The sequence below is a fragment of the Jeotgalibaca ciconiae genome (assembly GCF_003955755.1).
GTDB lineage: Bacteria > Bacillota > Bacilli > Lactobacillales > Aerococcaceae > Jeotgalibaca > Jeotgalibaca ciconiae.
In genome coordinates this window covers 1,489,304-1,512,724 of sequence record NZ_CP034465.1, presented here as the reverse complement: position 1 = coordinate 1,512,724, position 23,421 = coordinate 1,489,304, and the positions used below count along the sequence as shown (strand labels likewise).

Below are 23,421 nucleotides of genomic sequence, written 5' to 3'. Positions count from 1 at the left end.
TTTTCTTCTCACCCATCTCTATTGATTTACTCGATAAGCTGTACCATCATCGTTTCTTTTCATAAAGCCGTATTCAACCAGATAACGTCGTAAAGAAACATAATCCGTATGAACATTCTTCAAAATTTCATTTACTTCTTTTTCGCTATATTCTTTTTTTGAATCAAATCGGCTAATTATATGTTGTAAAATAATAATTTTTTTCTTTTCTTTCCGCGGTATCGTATCAATGGTTCCATTCAATCCATATTTGAAATAAGTCTTCAGCGTTTTCTCGCGTTCGCTTTCTTCAATTCCATATCGTTCGTCCACTTGCCTCGCTCCTTTGTGAATCATATATTTATCAGAATTTTTAATTAATTGCATCAGCGCTAAGAAAAGTTTTGCTTGTCTTTCTTTTTCCCTTAATCGGAATCGATGCTGCCTTACCGTAGAAACACTATTTACGCTGCTGTTATTCACGATTTCTTGGTCTGGGGTTTCTTCATAGAAATGTTGCATCATTTCCAGCTGCACTTCTGAAAGACCGGTTATTTTTTTATCCAGTTGCGTCAAAGCATGGAAAGGAGACTGGTGAACAGCTAAAATATGTTGTCTCACCATTCCTTTTGCGGTTAAAAATTTCTCCTCATATGGATAAATTTCCTCATCATGATATTTTTCATCGCAGAATAAACAACAGTATTCTAGGTTTGATAATTGGTATCCTTGTATCAGCTCTTCAACGGTTGCATCCTTATCATTCATTTCGGCACCTTCTTTGCATATGTTTACTTATATTTAAACATATCGTTCATTCGTTTACAATAACCCTTTTGGAATATTAGTTGTTTTTTATGCTATACTAATCGTTATTAACAACGATTGATTGAAAGAAGGTATGAAATGAAAATTAACAGTCCTAAAATTTCAGGAGTATTAACGGAGAAAAATTTCCAGGATGTTTTCGATGAAGAAGATTTTGTTCTAGAAGATTGTGAAATTATCGGATCAGAATTTGTGAATGAAGCGATTGGAAGAGTACAAATTTATAATGCAAATATTCAAAATTGTAAGTTCACTAATACTGACTTCAGTAATAGTGATATAACAGATGTTCGATTTATTAACTGTGATTTTTCCAATGTGAATATGACTCAATCTTCTATTCATAGGGTCGAATTTGAGAATTGTAAGCTGCTTGGAGCGAACTTCCCAGAATCTAGTCTTGGAAATGTTCGATTTAATCATTCGATTTTAAACTTAGCCACATTCGGTTCCAGCAAACTTGAAAAAGTCATCTTCAACGAATGTTCCTTGGAAGGAACAGACTTTTATGACTGCAAATTAAAGCAGCTTACTTTTGAGAAATGCTCTCTTGATGGCGGAAGCTTTGAACAAACGCCTTTAAAGGGGATCGATCTCAGCTCTTCAACTTTCGATTCTCTTTCCGTCACTCTCTCTGATTTAAAAGGATGTAAAGTTTCCAGAGAACAAGCTGTTCAGCTGTCCACCTTGATGGGTTTGCTGATTGTTGATTAAGAAAAATAGAAGGAGCGGCTTCCCTTTAATCGAGAAACCACTCCTTCTATATGATTAGGCAATTAATGGATACTTAACTTTAAGGATTCTAAATTTTCATGCATCGCCTCTATATATCCGAACCCTTCTGATTGCAATTCCCTAGAAACCGTTTCTAAATCATGTAACACGGCTACTTCCGTATTGGTTTCATTTGCAACAGTCTGAGCGATGGAAGAATTTGCTCCTTGTTGATAATAAATAACAGGAACAGCATATTCCTTAACGAGTTGCGTTATTTCTGCAATTCGGGATGGACTTGGCTCTACTTCTGCAGACAGCCCTCCAATAGCAATTTGATTTAAATTATATCTGCTCGCAATATAACCAAAAGCTTGATGTTGTACAATAAAGGTCCGATTCTCTGCTTCAGCAAAAGCTGCTTCATATTCCTTATGGAGTTCTTGCAGTGACGCAATAAATTCTTCTGCATTCTCCTGATACTCTGCTTCTCCTTCAGGGTCTGCTTCAATCAAAGCATCTCGTATAATTCTCACTTGTTCTTGTGCCAAAACAGGGTCCAACCATATATGAGGATCTTGTTCTTCATGGTCGTCAATGTGGATGAGCGCTGCTTCCGACTGAGCAAGCTCGTTTCCGTTACCATCTAGAGCTACTGCCTGTACATAGAAATCTTGTCCTGTTGTTTCATACTCAAAACGGTCTTCTGTTAAATCGGCAACCAATTCCCACTCCCTGTTCACTGCTTTTACAAACCATTGCCAATGATCGGCACCTTTAAACTGAACGCGTAACGTTACTACATCCCCAGTGTGATAATGTCCGGCCACGCCAATTAAGTTCGCAGTTACTTCTACATCAGATACAGAATTTACGGTTTCTCCTTCAGAGCTTTCAACGGGAGACTGTTCATAGTGATCTTCATTTTCTAAAGCATCCCCTGTCCGAGCAACGATTAACTCTTCATTATCAATGGAATTTAAAACGCCTGATACCCAGTATTCCATTACCTCGCTGGTGTAAACAAACAGATCTGCATGAGTAAGTTTTGCGATGTCTTGTGCACTGGGCTCATAACTATGCGGGTCCATTCCACCATCAATCATCATTGTAACATCCGCTTGGTCTCCTGCTATTTCTTTTGTGAAGTCGTAAACTGGAAAGAACGAAGTGATAACTGTCATTTTTTCTTCCGGTTCTTCCGCATCTTTTACCTGACATGCCCCTAAGAAAAAAATGGCAAGTAGTGACAGCAGCGAGGAAAATATTCTCTTTTTTTTCATCTTATTCTCCTTGAAAAAATCTCAAACGATATTTTTAATGATTATCAACAATCACTTCTACAGCTGCTGATTGAGCGTAGGCTTCATGATCGTCACTATATAAAATAGCTCTTACTTCAAAACTTTCTCCAGGAGCTTCATAAACAAATTCACTCGTGCTCTGATCAGCTACTGTTTCCCATTCACTCGATTCATCTTTTCGGATAAACCAATGCCAATGATCATGTTCTACTTCTTCGTCCATGACAGCCACAAGTTCAATTAATCCACCTGTATGGTAATGGTCTTCTACTCCCTCAATCTCGATGGTTTCTGGAGCTTCTTCGTTACCTTCGTTGTCATGGTCATGTGAATCGTGGTCAAGCTCCGAACTGCTTGATTCTTCTGCTGCAATTTCAGGATTACTTTCCCCACTATCCGTCTGAGTACTTTGGCAAGCTACCAAAAAGAACCCCAATGATAAAATACTTAATTGTTTGATTAGATTTATTTTCATGATTCATCTTCCTTTTCTAGTAATTGTCGTAGTTAACAGCCCTGCACAATTCGTTTAGTGAGCAAGCATATCTCTGATAATTCCTTCTATATCTAAATCATTTGGATAATAGGTTGGCCAATTCATCACTTCACTCAATAGTTCATTACGATCATTTTCCCAATAAAGATGATAGTGGCTAGATTCTTTAGGAGCGATTAAATGATCACTAAATTGGATGTATTGAGGCATCTCTTCCGATTCTTCTACTCGTGAATACACAAATCGAACACCCCTATTTCCCTTTTCGTATTCTAAAATTTCATAACCATCATACTCATATTCGGCCGTACTTTCTTGTCCATCCTCATAAAAGAAAGTAAAACGATTGTCTTCAATTGTAATCCGATTTACATTCGTCTCATATCCTGCTGCATAATATTCCTTATACTCTTCAAACGTCATCGAATCACTTTGAGCAGCTTTTTCTTCAAATACTTCGTCTAGATCTCCTGATAAAAGATATGGATAAACCGACTGCCAGTCGCCTTCCCAATCTGATAATTCGCGATCTTTTATTTCAGTATTGTAAAAGAAACCATTATAAATTCGACGAGTTTCTTCATCGTTTCCATGGTGATCATCAATAGTCGCCTGGACAGGTTCGGATTCAGCAACAACTTGTCCTTTATCATCTACTAATGCTGCTTTGATTTGTAAACCATCTCTCGTGGCTTCTCTAGAAAAAATTTCTGTCTGTAATCCATTGACTGCTTTCCACTCATTCTCATCACTCTCTCTCGTGTACCAACTCCAGTCAGCATTATCGATCTTACTATCCACAGACACTGACAATTCGATTTCATCTCCCGTGTGATAATGATCCGCCAATCCATTAATCTTGATGTTTCCATATACAGAATTGTCAGAACGAATTGCTTGTTCAGATGATTCTTGCTGAACAGCACTTCCAGATTTTTGAGTTTCTCCTTATTGACAAGCAGCCAACAATAAACATATTGAAAGACTGCTGGTCCATTTCACTAACCGATTCATCCATTCCCCTTCTTCCTTTTCTTAAATCGTAATAATTACGTTTTATAAGATTACCGATTTTTATTTGTTCTGTCAAGAAATTTTTTAATCTTTTTGTTTCGTAAAGGAGTTAGTCATAAGGAAAAGGAAAGTTGACTTGAAGAACAATGCCTATTGAATCGCCTTGTACTAAAAAAATTTCTAAGAGTAGCAGTGAATTGAGCAGAGAAGAAAATCGTTTTACAGTTTCTACTCTACTTTGGTACGATCTATCTAATTTCTGAGAGATAAACTTGGACCGTTAGACATTAACACTAGTGATAGAAAAAGCGTACTGCTCATAAATGAACAGTACGCTTTTTTCTTATTTTTATAGATATTTTTCGATTTCGTCCTCAAATGAAAGAGGTGCTGCAGTGGGAGCGAAGCGTTTAATGATTTCACCATTTTTATCTACTAAAAATTTTGTAAAGTTCCATTTAACTGCTTTCCCGGCAATCCCTTTTGTTTCTCCTGTCAATAATTTGAAAAGCGGATGAGCTTCCTTACCATTTACTTGAATAATTTCATGCATGGGGAAGGTGACACCGTATGTTAAACGACAAGATTCCGCTGCTTCACTTGCGGAATCAATTTCTTGCTTGAATTGATTAGATGGGAAACCCAGAATAACAAAATCACGATCCTTGTATTTATCATATAAAGCTTGAAATTCATCGAATTGGGGCGCCAATCCACATTTTGTGGCTGTATTAACGATTAACAATGTCTTGCCTTTGTATTTGTCTAATTTATACGTTTCGCCGTTTTCTAGAGCAACTTCTACATCGTAAATATTCATTTGACTAACCTCCATTTTTAGCTAGCAAGTTGTACTCTACTTATATCACTCATACGAGCTAAAAGGTAGTATTTTGTTTCTTTGAGTGAGAGGAAACTCTCGGAAAAACAATAGAAATGCTCAATCCCTCTTCTCTTGATTCTGCTGCTAGATCAATCGCCAACTCGTTCCCCACTCTTTTTACTAAGTATAAGCCCATTCCTGTCGCTCTCCTACCATAATCAGTTTTCGCCCCGGTAAAGCCTTTGTCAAAAATAAAAGGCAAATCTTCGGGAGCTACTCCTGGTCCATTATCTTGTATTTTCAATACAATTTGATCAGATTCTTTCTTTTCTTCGAGCTGAAATTGAATCGAAGGCTTTTGTTTCGTTTTTCCCGTATATTTCACACTGTTACTAATGATTTGACTGAGAATAAAAAGTAAATTTCTTTGATCCGATATCACTTCTTTAGTATTCCCAATAAAATCAATCTCAAAGGAAAATTCTTCCAAAAGAGGTCGCTGCTCATTTACCGCTTCCCGACAAACATCCCACAAATCCACTGGACGAAAGAGATAGTCTTTATGAACGGCATCTAACCTTGCGAAATACAGAATTTTCTCAACGTCATCGTGAATTTCATTTTTTACATGCAGCATTCTTTGCTTCACTAATGGAGACATTTCCTCTTCACGATTGTCCAAAACCAAAGTCAAAACAGACAACGGTTTTTTTATTTCATGAACCCACTCTTCGATGTATGTCTGATAATCCTTTAATTGTATCAACTGATTATTGAGTTCATCTTGGTTCTCTCTTAATAATAATCCTATTTTTCGTATATAAGGCCGATTCGTCTTCGGAATAAATTGACATAGTCGCTCTTCATGCTCCTGGTCCGGTTGAGTCAGAAATTCTTGAAAAGAAGTTTCAATCCTCTGCTCCCTTAGAATCAAAAATAATAATGGAACAATGGCTGCTGCTATTGAAAGGAGAAGCATCAAGCCCAATAATGTCCAAAATTCTTCTGGATAAGCAAGCCATGCTAAAAAAATAAAAATAAACTCCATTAGTAAGATTACCAGCAGCCATTGCTTTGAATCTTGAATCTGAAACCAAATTTTTCTAATTTTTTTCATTTAGCCGATACCCTTCTCCCCTAACTGTCTCCAATGAAGATGCCAATCCGATCTTTCGCAATGATTTTCGTAAACGTGTCACGTTTACCTGGAGTGCATTCTCGTCTATGTAGTCCGTTGTTCCCCATAATACCTGGCATAGCAGTTCTTTGCTTACACTGTTTGGACTGTGCTGCAACAGCGTTAGCAACAATAGACCTTCCTTTTGCGATAGAACAATGGATTCTTGATTGGTGAAAATTGTAAAGGTATTTGGATCCATTTTAAAAGTTCCACCATCCAAAAATTTGGGACTTTCTTGAAATCTTCGTAAAAGATTCCGAACACGGGCTAATAATTTTTCCTTGTGAAATGGTTTTGTTAAATAATCATCCGCACCTAAATTCAAAGCGTGAAGTTCATCCGATAAACGATCGCGCGAGGTGAGTACTAAAATAGGCAATGTACTTTTTGCTTTTAATTTTTTACAAATTTCAAATCCAGATTGGCCCGGCAAATTAATATCTAACAAAACGAGGTCAGGCGCTAGCGAAACAATTGTGCGAACGATATTATCAGAGAAATCCGTTACTGGAAAAGGAGCATAATCAGCCTTTTCCAGTAAATGAATCAACTCTTCTCGCAGCCATCTATCATCTTCTACAATGACAACCCGTTTCATTCCAACACCTGCTTTCTGTTTGTTTATTCTCCAGTTGGTTTCCAACGTAACTGATCCATTTCTCCAACCGCTGTTCGATAGACTGCGAAAGCATACACAAGTAAAATGAATAAAAATACCATCACCATTGCCAGAACAAAGGGAATGAATACTCCGGGATTACTAATGTAGGGAACAAGGAAAAGTTGCATAGCTCTTATTCCAACTATGCCACTGATGCATGCTGGAATCAATGGAAATAAAAAATACCAGCTAACTTGTTTGCGAATGGATGCTTTCATTTGTTCTCTGCCAGCTCCTAAATAAGTAAGAGTCTGATATCTTTTTCTTGTCTGACTCATCTGCGTTAAGAATTGCAAGGCAAGTACTGTACAACCAATCACGAGAAATAAAAAGCCAAGATACAATAAGGTATAACTTCCGGCAACAACATAAAATAGTTGCCTGCCGAAATTTTGCAAATAACTCTCAAATTGGAAACTTGTCGTACTAATCAAATCGCTCGCTTCTTTCATGGGAGCCATCAACCCTTCTTTCTCCACCAGTACATCAGGAATTGTGAAATTCCAGTAAGTTTCTTGATTAACTGGGTCAACAAGCTCTTCAAAAAGAGCATCCGGAATAATCAAAGCAGCTGTAATCGTAATACTTCGGTCTGTAACGAGTCCCTTCATTGGCAACAATGGCGTAAGCTGATAGGCCTTATCATTTATTTGAATAAGTGGCTCTTCGTCGAAGCGAGCCTTATCAATGATACTTTCTAAAACAGGCAATTTTCCATCTTGATCAGTTGTCATGAATCTCGTGTTTAAGTAGAGAGACACTTCATCCTCGTTCATCATCGCTTTTTCTTCACCAGCTGCTCCCAATAAGCGATTATAAGCAGAAAGAGGGATCGTATAGGGATGATCTAAACGATAATCCAGTGCTCCTAATAAATTTAACGCTTCTGGATAATCGCCGCTCATAGAAGTACTTCCGGTATTTCCGGGATCTTCAACGTCTTCTGGCAAAGCAGAAACAATTTGAGCACGTAACTTCGACCAATCCACAGGCCCTTCTTCAATATCTTCGATTGTCTTTAAATACCCCATTGCTAAGGGATTTAAATTTTCTACATAAGGTACCATTACATCAGAAGTAAGGAAGGCTTCGACTTCATCGTTTTCCCCGAGAACTGTAAAATCATATACTTGCTGATCATTTTCCAAATCTTCGCTCGAACTGAGAATGATGGAAGAACCATTCGCCAGCATTAACATTGCTAACATTAATAAAATGGATGCAATCGCAACAGAGGTAGATCGATTCGCGATGGTTTCTTGAAGTTGACGGATTGTAAAAACATACAGTCCTTTTGTTTCATTCTTTTTCGTCCGAAGTGCCATTGCGTTCAATAGCCTAGCTACTCCTCGAATGACTAAAATTGTTCCGATAATCCCTAAAACCACTGCAAGCAGGAGCATCATTAAATGGAACAATTTAAAGTAAATTAAGACAATCCAGTATGCGACTCCTAAAGAGACAGACCCCGAGAGCAGCATCAGCCAATTTCCACCTGCGTTACCCATTTGCTGTATTGCTTCCACTCCGCCATACAACAAGGAATGAAGCTCTTCTTTAAATAGTTTATTTCCTAAAATAAATAGTGCTGCTATTTGAATCACCAAAAAACCAACGGCAGTGTATAACACTGCTTGAAAGGAAAAACTAATTTGATGACCTATGATACCTTGACCAATCAGCCTAGATGTAGTCAAGCTGATAATTTCTGCTAATAAGCCGCCAGTTACAATCCCCATAAACAAAGCAAATAAAGAAGTCAGAACCCCCTCCATCATCAATAGCCAAAACAATCTTTTCTGCTGCATTCCCAATAATAAATACACACCGAATTCCTTACTCCTTCGCTCCAATTGATAGCGATTGGCAAACAAGACTAAAAAGAATAACAAAAAAAGTGCAAAAACATACAAAAGCGGCATCAACCCAAGCAATCGGTTGATTGCATCACTTTCAAATTCTTTTAAGTACAAGACTACATCCTGCTTTTCAAGCGAAAGAATAATGTAGAAAGAGGCAACCGCTGTCACGAGTGTAAAAAAATAAATGAGATTTTCTTTTCGACTCCGTTGAGCATTTCGATATACAAGATTAAAGAACATTCGCGCTCCCTCCTCCTAATTGCGCCATTACCTGTAAAATTCGGTCATAAAACTCATCTTGTGATTCATCATTGGTTTGACGACGTAATTCATGAAAGATGATTCCATCCTGAATAAACAAAATTCGGGAACAAAAACTGGCGGCATTTGCATCATGGGTCACCATTAATACGGTTCGTTCGTCTTTTTGATTCATTCCTTTTAGCTTCTCCATCAACGTCCGAGCTGAACGAGTATCCAGCGCACCGGTTGGCTCATCAGCTAATATAATATCAGGATTTGCAATCAGGCATCTTGCTGCCGCAACTCTTTGTTTCTGACCTCCGGACATTTGTGAAGGAAATTTCTGTAAAACATTGGTAATTTCAAAATATTCAGAAAGCTCATTCAACCTTTTGTCAGCCTCTTGACTATTGATTCCATGAATCGAAATCGGCAAGATAATATTCTCTTTTCCCGTCAAGTTATCCAATAACTCAAAATCTTGAAATAAATATCCAATACGACTTCCCCTATATTGGGCCAAGTCTTTGCTGTTAAAAGCGCTGATATTCTCTCCCGAAAGCAACACTTGTCCAGCAGTCGGTTTAATAATCGTGGCGATACAATTTAACAAAGTCGTCTTTCCTGATCCGCTCGGTCCCATAATCCCTAGAAATTCCCCGGGCAATACATCAAAACTAATTCCGTCCAAAGCGTTTGTCGGACTTTCCTTTTTTCCATAAACTTTTTGCAATTCAATTACTTCTAGTAGTTTATTCTCCATGATCCAGTCTCCCTCGTAATGTTTTCTTACTGTTACTTTACGATACTTCCGCTTTAAAAAACACTTACAGATTTTGTAAGGTTTCTGTATACGAAAAGAGAAATGTCATCTATCCAGCTAAAAAGCCGACCCCAATCTTAATTGGGACCGACTTTTTAACAAATTTTTTATTTAGTGTTTTTCAGCCTGAACTTGCTCCAAGGCTGAATGTAATCCAATAACATCAATTCTTGCTCTTTAATACGGCCAACAAGATTTTTACGTAAATCTTTATGGGGTTTGAGGACAATTTGTAATTCATTTTGATATTTACCAAACTGTTCATTTCCTAAAACGATGTCACCTCGTTGGAACTCGCCCTCATGCTCTCTTGGCGGATTTGATTGATCAGCGTACTTCACCCGTACTTGAGTGGAGCGTATCATTTCATCAGTAATGTCGCCTCGACGATAATGCTGTTCTTCTTCAAGGATTGCCTTCTCAAGTGGCGTAGCTTCCTCCATATACTCGAAATCAAACTCTACTTGGATGCGATTAATTGCTGCTACTGCTTCAAGTTCTTCTTCAGAAGCATAGGCATTTCCAATAATTACCGTGTCAATAAGATTGGTTGCAAATAGATGCTTTACTTGCGTTACAATTGGTAAGCGTCGATGCATTTCAAGTGTAGGCAAACCATCATTCACATCCCAAGGACCTTGATGACCTGTCCCGCTGGTTACAAAAGCTGCTGTTCGCAGACCTTGTTGCTTGAATCGCTTGCTGCACTCCATGAAAAAGTCATAGGGCAATGCAGTACCGACTTGCGGGTAAAAGTTATGGCAGCCATACAAAGCAGACCGATTAGCTTGGTAACTCAAGATATTATCAAGATAGGCCACATTATTACTCATGTTCAATTCAATTGTCAATCCGTACTCATTATACGTTAACAATGACTCTTTGAATCCATCAAAACCTACATCCAAGCGAATTCCATGGGCACCTAATTCATGAAAAAAGGATAGATCATCGTAGGACACTTCTAGGTCACTAAAGATATTTGGAGCCACATCTAAAATAACTTCAAAGCCAAGGTCACTGCTATACTGAATAATCTGCTGGAATTTCTTTTTAACTGCTTCTTTTCCTTCGCTCACTTCCAACATACTTATAAACAAGCGTTGAAATCCTAGTGATGCTGCTTTTTTTAAATATTTTTTATCCTCTTCCGGATCACTTTGATCTGGGTAAATGGAAATACCAATTTCTCTCTTCATTGCTAACTCCTTTTGCTTGTCATTGTTTATCTTATATTACTGTTCTTGGTATTCTTTTTCAATTGCATGAAACAGTAATGACAAGCGTTTCTTTTTCGATCGCTGCATAAACCAGCTCATTACTAAATCATTTATTTGTTGGATTTTCCGTTCACTTGTTAATTCTTCTTGATAGACGACACGGCATTTATCATTCATTTCTTCTAGTTGGTACAAAGTATGAAACGTCCTTTTAGGAGTCACTGTCTGAAATCCATACGAGCGATTCGCTATTTGATCGGTAATCGTTATTTCAGCTGAAGCACTCTGATTAAATGATTTTTCATAAGTTATTCCTTTTAACTCAGTATCATCTATTTCCTGACTTGAATGTTGTTGAATATCATATGCAGCTGATTGAATCAGTACTTTATATAAATGTGCTACTGGAACACGCACTGTTTGTTTAAATTCCACTACTATTCACCAACTTTCATTCTACAAATTATTCAACTGCTACCTCTACTTCTGTTTCTGATTTTATTTCTGTTCTGTTCGCTCCAATAACAAACGGAGCCCAAATCAAAATACCTACTGCTAAGTTAATCAGTGACAGGATAATTGCTCGCCAGTCACCTGCTGTTGCTAAAAATCCGCTCAATACAGGAGGCATTACCCAGAGGACACCTGCCACCCATTTATAAGGAACTTCCAGGCCGCTTTGAAATGCATTTGAATTAGTTGTCATCGCTACTCCGTAAACCGACTGTAATACCGCTCCCATAATGTTCGTTCCATGTAAACCAAACACCCAGAGAACATGCACTAGTAAAGTAATGAGAATTACTGCTGCATATCCTTGCGACAAGTTGAGAAGTGGTGCTTGAATGGATTCAGAAATCCAGTCTATCAAGCTTTGTCCAAAAACATTCTCAAAAACTGAATAGATAATTCCGCAGGCATACAATGCAAGTGTCCCAGGGATGATATTTGAAAACGCTTTCAAAATTGCTGGAGGAACAGAATCTGGTAACTTGATGATAATATTCTTTTTCATTAAGAAAGCATAAATTAATACGGAAATAAAGCCAAAAATCATAGCTGCGAAAAGGCCGGTACCACCAAAATATTGACTAAAAGAGAAGTAACCCCAACCACTTGATCCAATGGTAGTTACGCCATCCACTGTAGAAACTAGACCACCAGCATCTGTAATCATTGTGGAAGCTGCTTCTGGTAACTCTCCTGATAGAACAAGACTTGTGTTGGCCGTTTGAGGAACGCCCATTATAAAGCGGCAAGTGAAATGAACATACCACCTGTCTCATTCACTTGATAAGCTTTTGATAAATGGTAGCCGAGAGAGGCTGCAAATATCAGTGACATCACAGCGATTGTTCCTGTCCAAACTAAACCATTAACAGTAATGACCGGTGTAAAAGTGGTGGTGATCCAGTTTTCTGGTCCGCCTAAATATTGTGTGGGAAAATCTCTTAAGAAGGCATTTAGCAAAACAGCAATTGCTCCCGCCATTGTCACTGGCATCATCGTAATAAAAGAGTCACGTACCGCTACTAAATGTTTTTCATTCCCTATTCTTGATGCAGTAGGTAAAATGTAACGCTCTAACCAATTAACTAATCCATCCATTTTATTAATCCTCTTATATCTATTTTTATTCACCTATCAATTCTAAAGCAGTGTTCAATACTTTTAACCCATCAATTAATCCATAATCACGCATGTCAATTACTTCTACTGGTATATTCTTACTTGCTGTCTCTTTTTCAAACTGAGCTTTCATAAAGCGAACTTGAGGACCTAACAATAGAACATCGGTTGATTTTTTATTTAATAATTCCGTTGCTTCTGAACTGGAAATAGCAAAAATATCTGCCTCCACTCCTTTTTCATCTGCTGCAGCTTTCATTTTTGAAACCAACAAACTGGTGCTCATTCCTGCCGAATAAACTAACATAATCGTCTTCATTTTTCTTCCATCCTTTTCTTCGATGACTTTTTGTTTGCGCTTTCTTATCTTCATATTAAGCCATTCATTCAGCAGATACAATATCATCAAACTCAATCTAGACTAGTACAGATAATAGCTTTTTATGAGGAAATTAGGTACACTAAAGTTAATAAAAATTGACGATTATTATTGTGAAAGGAATAAATCCATGAAAAAGTACGAACGTATTGCTCAAGATATCGAAGAACTTATCCAAGTTGCACAGTACAAAACTGGTGATAAGCTTCCCTCTATTATTGAGCAAGCCAGAAAATATGAGTGCAGTCGAGGAACCGTCATTCGAGCCTACTAACATTTGCTGGATCGGAATTTTATTTATGTTAAACATAAAAGCGGCTACTATGTTGCAGTGGCTCCAGCTATGGAAACAACAAATGATTCCTTTCATATGGAGTCAGGTAATCCCATGGTTGGCTCTTTTCCACTGTCCTATGCGAAACAGAGCCTTGCTTTGGATGAATATCATTTCGAATCGTTAGATATCGGCTACAAAGGAGTTTCATCAGTTACTCAATTATTAAGCGATTGTCTCAAAGATTCTTATATTTATGCACAAGCAAACCGCATTCATTTGACCATGGGAATCCAAGGCGTTGTTCATGCTTTATGTGAAATGTCTTTCCCAAATCAACGAAAAAACATTTTAATTGAAGAACCAAGTTACGCTTTTATAGTGGATTTATTCAAAAGTCATACAGAATCAAAAGTTTTTACGATTCAACGTACGATTGAGGGATTCGATTTGAAGGAATTGGAGGAAATTTTTCAAACACAAGAAATTAAATTCTTCTATCTAGTTCCACGCAATCATAATCCACTAGGGACCTCCCTTTCTTACCAGCAACGCAAAAAAATAATCGCCTTGGCCCAAGAGTATGATGTTTACTTAGCCGAGGACGATTATTTCATGGATACATTTCATATTCGAAACTATGAACCGCTGCATTATCTATCTGGCGGCGACCATTGTATCTTTTTAGGCAGTTTCACAAAAATTCTACCTTATCTTTGTATCGGTTTTACAATCATGCCCGCTGAACTACGGCAAATTTATATCGATAAAGTAGATGATCTTATGAAATTTGGATATTATACACCACCACTTATTTCTCAAACCATGTTGGCAGTTCTTTTAAGCAACAACTCTCTTGAAATAAGTAAAAACTTACTCAAACGTGACTTACAAGACAAAATCTCTGCTTTACAAAAATATACAAAATACTGGCCAGCCTCTATTTTATCCTACAGCGGTTATCATGGTTATTATGCAAGCATAAAGTTACATCCGAAAATATCAGTTGATTGCTATATAAGAGAACTGGAACAACGGAACATTTACATCCGATCGAATTTGGAAAGTTTCTATCATGAAGAACATTTCGATAATTCGGTGCGAGTATCATTAGCGAAAATATCAGCAGAGGATATCCATAAAACCTATCCGATCTTAAGAGAACTTGCGGAAAGTCTGTACGCAGAATAATTTGTAAAGCTAATTTCCTTTGGAAGTCGATTTTTTCGTTATCAAATTCCACTTTTTCTAAAAATGCAAAAAACACGGTCTACAGAATATTTCTGTAAGGCCGTGCTTTACTAAATAAATACTTCTGCCAATAATTCAATTGCTTTTTTACGAGCCTCTAAGCCTGGCATAAGCGGCACTAACAAAACTTCATCCGCTTTGAATTGATCGATCAATTCATTTAATTGTCTACGAACATTTTGGACATCACCAATAACCATCCGGGTTCGATTTGCTTGAATGATTGCTTTTTCTTTTTCACTATATGCATAACTTCTGGCCGTTTCAACAGAGGGAAATTCTCGTAACTGTCCAAAATTGTCTGTACCTAATAACCAAAAGTCCAACGCTTCTGCATATTCTTTTGCCAGCTTATTCGTTTCAGCAACGACAACAAACGGAGCAACGGATACTTTTGGTTCTAGCATAAAGGCAGACGGTTTAAATTCTTCTCGATATATTTTCGCAGCCTGGATTCCAATATTCAGCTTATCAATCCCAGCAATTGGAAAAAGACCAAATGTATAACCGACTCCTTGTTTCGCGGCCATTTTTGCATTTCGGACACTTGTTGACAATACCCACATTTGTGGAATAGTGGAGATGACTGGATTTGCTGTAATAGCGGCAAAACGGTGCTCTGCATCCTCTTCATCACTCAAATACTTCTTTAAATCAATCACGCTCTGCTCATAATTGAGTTTGCTTTTCTTATTTTCATTCAAGGTACGGTTCACAAGAGCCGTACCGACTGTATTCCCCATACCTAAATCGATCCGCCCCGGATGAAACGCCTCAAGGACGCGGAAGTTTTCAGCGACCTTATAAGGACTGTAATGCGGAATCATCACTCCGCCTGATCCGATGCGGATTCGTTCGGTCGCATCTGCCAAGCGCATCATGACTAGCTCGGGAGAACTGCTGGCAAAAGCAGGAACATTGTGATGCTCTGCCATCCAGAAACGCTCATAACCAAGAGATTCTGCTAGTTGAGCAAGCTCAACTGTATTTTTTAAGGCAGTCTGTGCATTACTTCCTTCATCAATTTGAGCATAATCCAAAATTCCAAGTTTCACCAAATTTACCCTTCTTTCTAACTCCTGCAGCTACACTTTTTCACTCAGAACAAAGCTTACAAATTCTTCCTTTGTCAGATTTCCAAAGTAACTAGTTAAATCCAATGAATCTAGCGCCTCTAACAGCTCTTCTTTTTTCAAACGAATACCCAATAAAGCAGATTCCACCTCATTTATATCTTTTGTGCCAAAGAAATCACCTGTAATTTGTATCATCGCAATTTTTGCATGTTCAATCGTTAAGCCAATACTGATTGTTCCTATTGAAAACCGATCTGTTAAGCGGTACTCAAACTTCTTAAAACGACCGTAGTTCCAGTCCCAATTATTGTATTTTTCAGAAGCAATTTTATCGACTCCGGCCCAATCTTTCGGTGTTAATTCATATCGTTTCGCTTGACTGATATCCTCAATTCCAAGTAATTCACAAATCATATAGTCAGTAAAATCCCAGACCGTCATTTCTTGATGTTCCGCTGCTAAATAAGGACGTATTGATCCTACCCGGCTGCGGACAGATTGAATCCCATGCGACTCAATTTTCTTTTGATTTGGATTTAAAACGGAAACCATTGCTTCATAATTTGGATCCAACAACAGGGAATAACCGGCATAAACACGGCCCTTCTGCAGTGTCATCGCGGCTCCTGATATTTTCTTGCCATCCAATACCAAATCATTTCGGCCTTTTTGTTCTAATTGCTTTACACCTAATTTTTCCAGTGCATGAATGGCAGGCTCATACAAGCGAGCGTAATTGCCATAAATATCAGTGCTCCCATCAAACAAAAAGCAGAAACTCATGTTCCGGTCATCAAGATAAATCGCTCCTCCGCCCGTTTCGCGGCGAACAATCTTGATATCGTGCTCTTCCATGTAAGGTTGATTGACTTCCTCATAGGCGTTTTGGAACTTACCAATTTGAACAGCTGGTTGCATCATATATGGAAATAAAACATCATCATCTAAGAAAACATGATCTTTTACATATTCTTGTAAAGCCATTGCCAGACCTGGATTGTAAATCCATTCCCCATTTCGTTTCGACTCAATTAAGTACATTCGTCTACCTACCTCCGTTACTTATTCGCTATTGTATGCAATACTTCCGCGATATCTTCAGAAATCCGAATTGTCTGCGGTCGAATTTCATGGGGAATAAAATAATCCTTTTGATTCATGGTCACAAACAAAGCTTGCGGATTTTCTTCAGTCATCTTTTGGAAAGGCTGTTTGATAAATTGCGGTGTAGTATGCCCGACCCCAATTTCTAAGAAGAGAACTTTTTTATTTTTATTTTCTTCCAGGAACTCTTCATATTGTTCCTTTTGTTCATGGAAATGACTGTCTTCCACCATTCCCTTTTCTTCGTTACGCTTATTCACTTCCAGCGGAGCTCCGCACTTTGGACAATGCGGCACTAGGTTTTCAGCTACCTTCATATTCGTTTGTTCTGCAGCCATTTGGCGAATCAAGGCTTCGTCATGGTAAGTTTGTTGGTGACAATGTTCGGAACATTGCCACAAGCCATATTCTCCTTGAATACGGAACACTTTATTCATATCAAATTCCGAAGCATAAAATGCATTATCAGCATTCGTTGTAATTACATGATAATTTTTATCGTTTAATGTATTACGCAAATCAACATATGCTTGACCAACTGGCTGATCAAAGAAATTCAATAAACTGAAACGACTTTGAAAAGCCCAATATTCTTGTTCATCTTCAAAATCAAACAAGCTCGCTTGTAACATATCAAAAAACCGATACTTGGCGATAAAATCAGGAAATGCCTCTGTAAACCGGCTACCAACATAGGTGAAGCCGGTTGCTGCAGACATCCCTGCTCCAATCCCGATTACAATGGCTTCTGCTTCTGTGATCAATCCATTTAATAAATCGGCTTGTGAAAAACTTGATTCCGCTGATAGTGTTTGCCACTGATTTTTTAGTTGCTGCATAGCAATCCCCTATTCTTTTGCTTTAATAACCTCTGGTAGATTTGTAAGTCCTCATCTTTAAACACGTTAAAGATGACATTCAATGTCGATTGAGTATTTTGAAAATATTCTTTTACTGTTTGAATCGCAATTTCTGCTGCTTGTCGGTTTGGAAAGTTAAATTCACCTGTTGAAATGCAGCAAAATGCAATCGTATGAATTTCTTGTTTATCTGCCAACGCAAGACAAGAATAATAGGATGACGACAATAATTGCTCTTTTAAAGCTGTTATCCCGCGTTCATCAATATAAGGTCCAACTGTATGAATTACATACTTCGATGGTAAATTGTATGCTTCTGTCAGCTTCGCTTTCCCCACTGCTTCTTTGCGCCCTTGCTTTTTCATCATTTCATCACAATCCAAGCGCAACTGCACACCTGCTCGGGTATGAATAAGGTTGTCAATGCAATCATGGTTTGCTTGAGTGCAGCCCAATAATTCACTGTTGGCAGCATTCACAATCGCATCTACCGCAAGCCTTGTAATATCCCCTTGCCACAAATAGAGCTGCGGCTGAACATTTTCTAAATCACTCAAAGAAATATTTTTTCTTTCATTGTTCCATTCTGTCAAAAAGGCATCTTGAATTTTCAAAAACTCTTCGGAAACTAGCTCAGGCTTTCGAACATTACACAAAGCTCGAAACAATGCCGTTTTTTCTTCTACAGAAGCTGATTTATCGTGAATCCACAGATTTTTTACGTTTGGGTTCTCATTCAATAAATATTCAATCAGGTAATCCAACCTTGTCTCTTGGTTCATTTTTTGCTCCTTCTTATAAAATCAAAAATAGACCTATTTTATCATCTTGTAAATGAGCAGGCCTATCATATAATCATTCTTAAGCTTCTTCTAGTTTGTTAAAGGCTTCTTCATCCACATTGGTTAATCTCACTACCCAGTTTTCTTCTGCTTTCGCTGAATTTAAAAGTGTTGGTTCACTTGTTGCTGCCTCATTCCGTTCCACAACTTTCCCAGCAAGAGGAGAAGCCAATTCAAGAACTGTTTTTGAAGCTTCTAAGTTTAAAATTGCATCGTCAGTTTTAAGCTCATCAACATCTGTATACTCTACAAATCCAACTGTACCAATATCATCTTGTAATTCTGGTGTCATACTCAATGTATAGATTCCATTATTCTTTTCTATGAATAAGAAATTTGCACGTTTTTTCATTTCAATTCCTTCTTTCTCAGTTAGTTTTCATCTTCACTCTTTTCAGTATATCATTCATTTCCATAACTTCCAATAGAGTGTCTCGTTTCATTAAAAGTTTATTAATATGGAAAAGACGACCAATATATGATAAGTTTATTGGGAACAACCAGACTAAGACAGGTTGTAAAACTGTATTAGTACATAAATTTATAATTTATTTTTAGAATCAAGAACAAGAAGAATGGGAGAATAGATAGATGAAGACAACTGACCAATACAAACCTTTATTTCAACCAATCACACTTCCGAACGGGATTCAGTTAGCGAATCGTTTTGTCCTTTCGCCAATGATCACCAACTCTTCCACCGTAGAAGGATATGTAACGAAAGAAGACTTGGATTACGCGAAACGACGTGCGAGTTCTGCTCCCCTGCAAATTACTGGCGCGGCATATATTGAGGAATATGCACAATTATTTGAGTATGGTTTCAGTATCGACGATGACCGCAGCATTGAAGGTCTGAAAAAATTAGCACAAGCAATGAAAAAAGAAGGCGCTAAAGCAGTCATTCAACTAACACACGCTGGCCGTTTCGCCAAAATTGCTCTGAAAGACTTTGGCGTTGTCTATGGTCCCAGTGAAATGCAGCTAAAAAGTCCTGTTGAACACACAGTCTTGCCGATGAGCAAACGTAAAATCCAACACGTTATTACGCAATATGCGGATGCCACAAGACGTGCTATTCAGGCTGGCTTCGATGGGATTGAAATTTCAAGTGCTCAGCGTTTATTAATCCAGACATTTTTTTCTACTTTTTCAAACCAACGGGATGATGAATATGGCAATCAAAATGTTGAAAATCGTTCCCGATTCGGGATAGAAGTAATGGCAGCTGTCCAAAAAGTGATTGATGAAGAAGCTCCTGCTGATTTTATTCTTGGATTTCGCGGAACACCAGAAGAAACACGTGGCAAGGAAATTGGTTATAGCGTAGAAGATTTCCTTTATTTTGTAGACCGGATTATGGAAGTATCCAATGTTCATTATCTAGCTACTGCCAGTTGGGGGAAAAACATTTACAAACAAACCATCCGACAAGGAAAATATAAGGATGAATTCATGAATCAAGTTGTTTATAACCATATTGCAGGCCGAGTACCACTCATGGCAACGGGCGGCATCAATTCTCCAGAAAAAGCACTCGAAGCCCTGCAATACTCAGATATGGTCGGAGCTTCTACTCCTTTTGTCACAGAACCGGATTTTGTGGCAAAATTAAGAGATGGCCGGGAAAATGAAATTGACTTGGGATTTACTCCAGATGAATTAGCGGACTTAGCCATTCCAGAAAGAGCTTTTAAAGATATTGTCGAATTAATGGATATGGGTGGATCTCTTTCCGAAGAAGCTCGTCAAGAATTCAGAAAATTGTATAAATAGAAAGCTCGATTACGACTCCATGACTTTGTTTGATAGATAGGTTTTATTCACCACCCCTTTCTAAATTCCTTCCATTTTGAGAGATTTTTTTAATAGTAGACACATATTTCTGATATCCTTCAATTTATTTTATATAATGGAGAAGAGAAAAGGTTACGACTGTTGCCTATTTCAAAAAGTCTCTATTACAAAGCTGCAGCAGTCAGTAAGCTACCATAATAAACTTTGAATATCGGAGGGGAAACCATGTCAAAAGTTATTGAAATAAACAATCTCACGAAAACATTCGGAAATGTTACGGCGCTGAATAATATTTCATTTTCTTTAGGTAAGGGGAAAGTTTTAGGATTCATCGGACCAAATGGAGCAGGCAAGTCTACCGCTATTCGTATTTTACTTGGATTATTAAAAGCGAATTCGGGAAATGCGACAATATTTGGAAAGGATGTATGGAAAGATTCAGTTGCCATCCATGAACGAATCGCCTATGTTCCAGGTGATGTTCATCTTTGGCCGAATCTAACCGGCGGAGAAATAATCGATTTATTCCTCAGTTTCAGGGGTGTGAACGTTGATAAACAACGAAAAGAAACTTTGATGCGCCGGTTCGATTTTGACCCCACAAAAAAGGCACGTACCTATTCAAAAGGTAACCGTCAAAAAGTAGCTTTGATTTCTGCTTTTGCAGCTGACGCTGATCTGTATATTTTGGATGAGCCAACTTCGGGTCTAGATCCTCTACAAGAAAAAGTCTTTCAAGAATGTATTGATGAAGTGAAGACAAAAGGTGCGAGTGTACTTTTGTCCAGCCACATTTTATCTGAAGTAGAACAGTTGTGTGATTATGTTGCCATTATCCGGCAAGGTGAAATCGTGGAATCTGGAACATTAGATGAATTGCGCCATTTAACTCGAATACAAATTTCATTAAAAACAAATAAAGAGGTACCCGAATTAGCTGAACAGAAATGGGTTCATAATCTTACTTTTGAGAAAAATGAAGCTGTTTTTCAACTAGATAGCGAGTATATGGATGAACTTATTTCTTACGTTCAACCATATGGCGTAATTAAATTTGAAAGTGCTCCTCCTAAATTAGAAGACCTCTTCATGCGTCATTATCAAACGGAGGAGGATTCATAAAAATGAAAAATCAATTTGTACGAACAAATCGGTTATTCCTTTTTTCATTGAAAAAAGATCGGCTGAAAATTTTAAGCTGGATATTTGGCTCGCTGACCTTTATATTTATTGCGATATACGCTTATGTAGAACTATACAGTGATGCATCTGAACGTCAGTTAATGGCTTTTGCGATGTCGAATCCCGCTATGGAAGCCATTTTTGGGCCTGTTATTGGTGGAGATAACTATACAATCGGTGCAATGTATTCTCATACGATGACAATATTGACCCTTTGTCTATTTGCGATTATGTCAATCTTACTAGTTGTTCGTAATACCAGAGCCGAGGAAGAAGATGGCATTTTAGAATTATTGCGGGCTCTTCCTGTCGGTCAATTGTCTCATACCAGTGCAGCACTTTTATTGTTACTCCTATCGAATGTATCGCTCTCTCTTTTAACTATTGGTGTAATCTACCCATTAGGAGACATCAGCATCACTCTTGAGGGAAGCATCCTTACTGGCGTTATTTATGGAACTATTGGTCTCTTTTTTGGTGTAGTAGCCTTACTAATGGGCCAATTGACCAGTAATAGCCGCAATGCGATGATTTGGTCATTTGGTCTATTAGGCATTGCCTATATTCTGCGTATTATCGGTGATTCTAACCAGAGTTTCCTTAGTTGGCTGTCTCCGCTCGGTCTCCTTTACCGAACGGAACCATTTGTAAAAAACAATTGGGAGCCGGTTATTAGTTTACTAATCGCCACTTGTTTACTTCTTGCTTTGGCCTTGTTTTTACAACAAAAACGTGATGTGGGAGCCGGATTATTGGCTGAAAAACCTGGAAAGCGTCATGCCACTCCTTCTTTAAAAACAACATTCGGTTTCGCTATGCGGCTGCTTTCCACCCCTTTGCTCATTTGGTTAGTCGGATTAGTTATTTTGGGAATATCCTACGGCTCTGTTATTGGGGATGTTGAAGGAATGCTAAAAGATAACGACTTAATAAAAGAAATGCTCGCCTTGCAATCTGGTGCCAATTTGGTTGATCAATTTCTAACTATCATTATCGGTCTGCTTTCAATTTTTGTAACAATTCCTGCCACACAAACTCTATTACGTCTAAAGACAGAAGAAAATAAAGGTCGCATGGATGAATTGCTAGCTGGAAACCGAACAAGAAGAGGGATTTTAGGTACTTTCTTATGGATTGCCTTCTTAACAAGTATCGTTATGCAGACTGGCCAATTACTTGCGATTGGAGTTTCAGCAGTAGTGATGAACTTTGATGTATCTATTTTATCTGTTTTTAAAGCAGGAATAGCCTATTTACCCGCTATTTGGTTAGTCCTTGGTCTAACAGTGTTTTTATACGGCTGCTTTCCCAAGTTTACAAATATGGTGTGGGGATATTTAGGTTTTGCCTTTATCGTCCTCTATTTTTCAGGTTTATTCGATATGCCTGAATGGTTAATGGGCCTTTCGTCCTTTTACCATATTCCGCAAATCTCGCAAGAACCCTATCATTGGGGAACTGCTCTTGTCTTATCAGGAATTGCTGCTGGATTTTCTATCCTTGGTTTCCTTGGATTCAAACAAAGAGATACCAATGGATAAAACCATTTTTCTATAAAAAATTATCAAAATTCCTCAGTTCGATAATTCTTGGTGTTAGTAGAATACAAATGAACTTCGTTGAAATTTCTTTTGAAGCTCCAGCACTATTTATCGAAATGCGATAAATATAGAACTATAAGAAAAGCGGACAAGTCCGCCTTGACCTATGAAAAAATAGGAAATTTGACCCTGAATTGTCAGGAGACTTCACGCTTCAGCGGGTTAGTCGAATGATATGCGTTAGCGAGCAGCGAAGCGCGCAATGGGGCAAATTTATCTTTTTTTCACTAGGTCAGGACTTGGAAGCTAGACATTGATGGCTGAACTTATAATCCCCTA

At 38.0% G+C, this 23,421-nt stretch carries 23 protein-coding genes and 1 pseudogene; 6 read left to right on the top strand and 18 right to left on the bottom strand.

Features of this window, described 5'->3' with window-relative positions; translation table 11 throughout:
* Positions 1–18: 18 nt before the first annotated feature.
* Complete coding sequence (locus tag EJN90_RS07170; RefSeq protein WP_126109833.1) at positions 19–747, bottom strand: DUF2087 domain-containing protein; 729 nt, start codon at positions 745–747, stop codon at positions 19–21.
* Positions 748–885: 138 nt separating this feature from the next.
* Here EJN90_RS07170 and EJN90_RS07165 point away from each other — a divergent pair, with 138 nt between their 5' ends.
* Positions 886–1,521 (top strand): pentapeptide repeat-containing protein, encoded by a 636-nt coding sequence (locus tag EJN90_RS07165; protein ID WP_126109831.1) that lies wholly within the window; start codon positions 886–888, stop codon positions 1,519–1,521.
* Between the two features lie 62 nt (positions 1,522–1,583).
* Here EJN90_RS07165 and EJN90_RS07160 read toward each other — a convergent pair whose 3' ends face one another.
* The 12 genes and pseudogenes from EJN90_RS07160 to EJN90_RS07105 form a co-directional block, all read right to left on the bottom strand.
* Positions 1,584–2,804 (bottom strand): metal ABC transporter solute-binding protein, Zn/Mn family, encoded by a 1,221-nt coding sequence (locus EJN90_RS07160; protein WP_126109829.1) that lies wholly within the window; start codon positions 2,802–2,804, stop codon positions 1,584–1,586.
* A 34-nt stretch (positions 2,805–2,838) separates the two neighbouring features.
* Positions 2,839–3,300: a hypothetical protein gene (locus tag EJN90_RS07155; RefSeq protein ID WP_126109827.1), complete on the bottom strand. Its 462-nt coding sequence runs from the start codon at positions 3,298–3,300 to the stop codon at positions 2,839–2,841.
* 54 nt (positions 3,301–3,354) lie between these two features.
* On the bottom strand, positions 3,355–4,170 hold the full coding sequence (locus EJN90_RS07150) for a ZinT family metal-binding protein (protein WP_227872458.1): 816 nt from the start codon (positions 4,168–4,170) through the stop codon (positions 3,355–3,357).
* Positions 4,171–4,684: 514 nt separating this feature from the next.
* Positions 4,685–5,155 (bottom strand): glutathione peroxidase, encoded by a 471-nt coding sequence (locus EJN90_RS07145; RefSeq protein ID WP_126109823.1) that lies wholly within the window; start codon positions 5,153–5,155, stop codon positions 4,685–4,687.
* 58 nt (positions 5,156–5,213) lie between these two features.
* Positions 5,214–6,275 (bottom strand): sensor histidine kinase, encoded by a 1,062-nt coding sequence (locus EJN90_RS07140; RefSeq protein WP_126109821.1) that lies wholly within the window; start codon positions 6,273–6,275, stop codon positions 5,214–5,216.
* Positions 6,262–6,936, bottom strand: coding sequence for a response regulator transcription factor (locus tag EJN90_RS07135; protein ID WP_126109819.1), 675 nt, complete (start codon positions 6,934–6,936; stop codon positions 6,262–6,264). The genes EJN90_RS07140 and EJN90_RS07135 overlap by 14 nt, the downstream gene beginning before the upstream one ends.
* Before the next feature lie 23 nt (positions 6,937–6,959).
* Positions 6,960–9,101, bottom strand: a complete 2,142-nt coding sequence (locus EJN90_RS07130; RefSeq protein WP_126109817.1) for an ABC transporter permease — start codon at positions 9,099–9,101, stop codon at positions 6,960–6,962.
* Entirely contained in the window at positions 9,091–9,867 is a 777-nt protein-coding gene (locus tag EJN90_RS07125; RefSeq protein ID WP_126109815.1) for an ABC transporter ATP-binding protein, read from the bottom strand. Before EJN90_RS07125 ends, EJN90_RS07130 begins: the two co-directional genes overlap by 11 nt.
* 167 nt (positions 9,868–10,034) lie before the next feature.
* Complete coding sequence (locus tag EJN90_RS07120) at positions 10,035–11,126, bottom strand: DUF871 domain-containing protein (RefSeq protein ID WP_126109813.1); 1,092 nt, start codon at positions 11,124–11,126, stop codon at positions 10,035–10,037.
* A 36-nt stretch (positions 11,127–11,162) separates the two neighbouring features.
* Entirely contained in the window at positions 11,163–11,582 is a 420-nt protein-coding gene (locus tag EJN90_RS07115) for a DUF3284 domain-containing protein (protein ID WP_164544028.1), read from the bottom strand.
* Positions 11,583–11,610: 28 nt separating this feature from the next.
* Positions 11,611–12,755 (bottom strand): annotated as a pseudogene (locus EJN90_RS07110) (PTS sugar transporter subunit IIC).
* A 25-nt stretch (positions 12,756–12,780) separates the two neighbouring features.
* Positions 12,781–13,095, bottom strand: coding sequence for a PTS sugar transporter subunit IIB (locus tag EJN90_RS07105; protein ID WP_126112345.1), 315 nt, complete (start codon positions 13,093–13,095; stop codon positions 12,781–12,783).
* A gap of 190 nt (positions 13,096–13,285) precedes the next feature.
* Between EJN90_RS07105 and EJN90_RS14020 the strand changes: the two genes are divergently transcribed.
* The gene (locus EJN90_RS14020) at positions 13,286–13,429 is read left to right on the top strand and encodes a GntR family transcriptional regulator (RefSeq protein ID WP_227872457.1); all 144 of its coding nucleotides are present in this window, start codon (positions 13,286–13,288) and stop codon (positions 13,427–13,429) included.
* A gap of 69 nt (positions 13,430–13,498) precedes the next feature.
* Positions 13,499–14,620 carry an aminotransferase class I/II-fold pyridoxal phosphate-dependent enzyme gene (locus EJN90_RS07100; protein WP_227872456.1) on the top strand — a complete coding sequence of 374 codons (1,122 nt, stop codon included), beginning with the start codon at positions 13,499–13,501 and terminating at the stop codon, positions 14,618–14,620.
* Positions 14,621–14,730: 110 nt separating this feature from the next.
* On the opposite strand, the gene EJN90_RS07095 is transcribed toward EJN90_RS07100, so the two are convergent.
* The 5 genes from EJN90_RS07095 to EJN90_RS07075 all read right to left on the bottom strand — a co-directional run bounded on the left by EJN90_RS07095 (position 14,731) and on the right by EJN90_RS07075 (position 18,914).
* Positions 14,731–15,735: an LLM class flavin-dependent oxidoreductase gene (locus EJN90_RS07095; protein WP_227872455.1), complete on the bottom strand. Its 1,005-nt coding sequence runs from the start codon at positions 15,733–15,735 to the stop codon at positions 14,731–14,733.
* 30 nt (positions 15,736–15,765) lie between these two features.
* Positions 15,766–16,797: a lipoate--protein ligase gene (locus EJN90_RS07090; RefSeq protein ID WP_126109809.1), complete on the bottom strand. Its 1,032-nt coding sequence runs from the start codon at positions 16,795–16,797 to the stop codon at positions 15,766–15,768.
* A 17-nt stretch (positions 16,798–16,814) separates the two neighbouring features.
* Entirely contained in the window at positions 16,815–17,699 is an 885-nt protein-coding gene (locus EJN90_RS07085) for an SIR2 family NAD-dependent protein deacylase (protein WP_126109807.1), read from the bottom strand.
* The gene (locus EJN90_RS07080; protein WP_126109806.1) at positions 17,687–18,502 is read right to left on the bottom strand and encodes a protein-ADP-ribose hydrolase; all 816 of its coding nucleotides are present in this window, start codon (positions 18,500–18,502) and stop codon (positions 17,687–17,689) included. The genes EJN90_RS07085 and EJN90_RS07080 overlap by 13 nt, the downstream gene beginning before the upstream one ends.
* Before the next feature lie 79 nt (positions 18,503–18,581).
* Positions 18,582–18,914, bottom strand: a complete 333-nt coding sequence (locus EJN90_RS07075; RefSeq protein WP_126109804.1) for a glycine cleavage system protein H — start codon at positions 18,912–18,914, stop codon at positions 18,582–18,584.
* Positions 18,915–19,153: 239 nt separating this feature from the next.
* Between EJN90_RS07075 and EJN90_RS07070 the strand changes: the two genes are divergently transcribed.
* The 3 genes from EJN90_RS07070 (at position 19,154) to EJN90_RS07060 (ending at position 23,082) form a co-directional block, all read left to right on the top strand.
* Positions 19,154–20,338: an NADH-dependent flavin oxidoreductase gene (locus EJN90_RS07070; protein ID WP_126109802.1), complete on the top strand. Its 1,185-nt coding sequence runs from the start codon at positions 19,154–19,156 to the stop codon at positions 20,336–20,338.
* Positions 20,339–20,584: 246 nt separating this feature from the next.
* Positions 20,585–21,481 carry an ABC transporter ATP-binding protein gene (locus EJN90_RS07065; protein ID WP_126109800.1) on the top strand — a complete coding sequence of 299 codons (897 nt, stop codon included), beginning with the start codon at positions 20,585–20,587 and terminating at the stop codon, positions 21,479–21,481.
* 2 nt (positions 21,482–21,483) lie between these two features.
* A complete protein-coding gene (locus tag EJN90_RS07060) occupies positions 21,484–23,082 on the top strand; it encodes an ABC transporter permease (RefSeq protein WP_126109798.1) in 1,599 nt (532 codons plus the stop codon).
* The last annotated feature ends 339 nt before the right edge of the window (positions 23,083–23,421 follow it).

What these genes read in the sequence shown, in the direction of transcription:
- EJN90_RS07170 (WP_126109833.1), bottom strand. Translation starts at nt 747, where the DNA reads ATGAATGATAAGGATGCAACCGTTGAAGAGCTGATACAAGGATACCAA.
- EJN90_RS07165 (WP_126109831.1), top strand. Translation starts at nt 886, where the DNA reads ATGAAAATTAACAGTCCTAAAATTTCAGGAGTATTAACGGAGAAAAAT.
- EJN90_RS07160 (WP_126109829.1), bottom strand. Translation starts at nt 2,804, where the DNA reads ATGAAAAAAAAGAGAATATTTTCCTCGCTGCTGTCACTACTTGCCATT.
- EJN90_RS07155 (WP_126109827.1), bottom strand. Translation starts at nt 3,300, where the DNA reads ATGAAAATAAATCTAATCAAACAATTAAGTATTTTATCATTGGGGTTC.
- EJN90_RS07145 (WP_126109823.1), bottom strand. Translation starts at nt 5,155, where the DNA reads ATGAATATTTACGATGTAGAAGTTGCTCTAGAAAACGGCGAAACGTAT.
- EJN90_RS07140 (WP_126109821.1), bottom strand. Translation starts at nt 6,275, where the DNA reads ATGAAAAAAATTAGAAAAATTTGGTTTCAGATTCAAGATTCAAAGCAA.
- EJN90_RS07135 (WP_126109819.1), bottom strand. Translation starts at nt 6,936, where the DNA reads ATGAAACGGGTTGTCATTGTAGAAGATGATAGATGGCTGCGAGAAGAG.
- EJN90_RS07130 (WP_126109817.1), bottom strand. Translation starts at nt 9,101, where the DNA reads ATGTTCTTTAATCTTGTATATCGAAATGCTCAACGGAGTCGAAAAGAA.
- EJN90_RS07125 (WP_126109815.1), bottom strand. Translation starts at nt 9,867, where the DNA reads ATGGAGAATAAACTACTAGAAGTAATTGAATTGCAAAAAGTTTATGGA.
- EJN90_RS07120 (WP_126109813.1), bottom strand. Translation starts at nt 11,126, where the DNA reads ATGAAGAGAGAAATTGGTATTTCCATTTACCCAGATCAAAGTGATCCG.
- EJN90_RS07105 (WP_126112345.1), bottom strand. Translation starts at nt 13,095, where the DNA reads ATGAAGACGATTATGTTAGTTTATTCGGCAGGAATGAGCACCAGTTTG.
- EJN90_RS14020 (WP_227872457.1), top strand. Translation starts at nt 13,286, where the DNA reads ATGAAAAAGTACGAACGTATTGCTCAAGATATCGAAGAACTTATCCAA.
- EJN90_RS07100 (WP_227872456.1), top strand. Translation starts at nt 13,499, where the DNA reads ATGGAAACAACAAATGATTCCTTTCATATGGAGTCAGGTAATCCCATG.
- EJN90_RS07090 (WP_126109809.1), bottom strand. Translation starts at nt 16,797, where the DNA reads ATGTACTTAATTGAGTCGAAACGAAATGGGGAATGGATTTACAATCCA.
- EJN90_RS07085 (WP_126109807.1), bottom strand. Translation starts at nt 17,699, where the DNA reads ATGCAGCAACTAAAAAATCAGTGGCAAACACTATCAGCGGAATCAAGT.
- EJN90_RS07080 (WP_126109806.1), bottom strand. Translation starts at nt 18,502, where the DNA reads ATGAACCAAGAGACAAGGTTGGATTACCTGATTGAATATTTATTGAAT.
- EJN90_RS07075 (WP_126109804.1), bottom strand. Translation starts at nt 18,914, where the DNA reads ATGAAAAAACGTGCAAATTTCTTATTCATAGAAAAGAATAATGGAATC.
- EJN90_RS07070 (WP_126109802.1), top strand. Translation starts at nt 19,154, where the DNA reads ATGAAGACAACTGACCAATACAAACCTTTATTTCAACCAATCACACTT.
- EJN90_RS07065 (WP_126109800.1), top strand. Translation starts at nt 20,585, where the DNA reads ATGTCAAAAGTTATTGAAATAAACAATCTCACGAAAACATTCGGAAAT.
- EJN90_RS07060 (WP_126109798.1), top strand. Translation starts at nt 21,484, where the DNA reads ATGAAAAATCAATTTGTACGAACAAATCGGTTATTCCTTTTTTCATTG.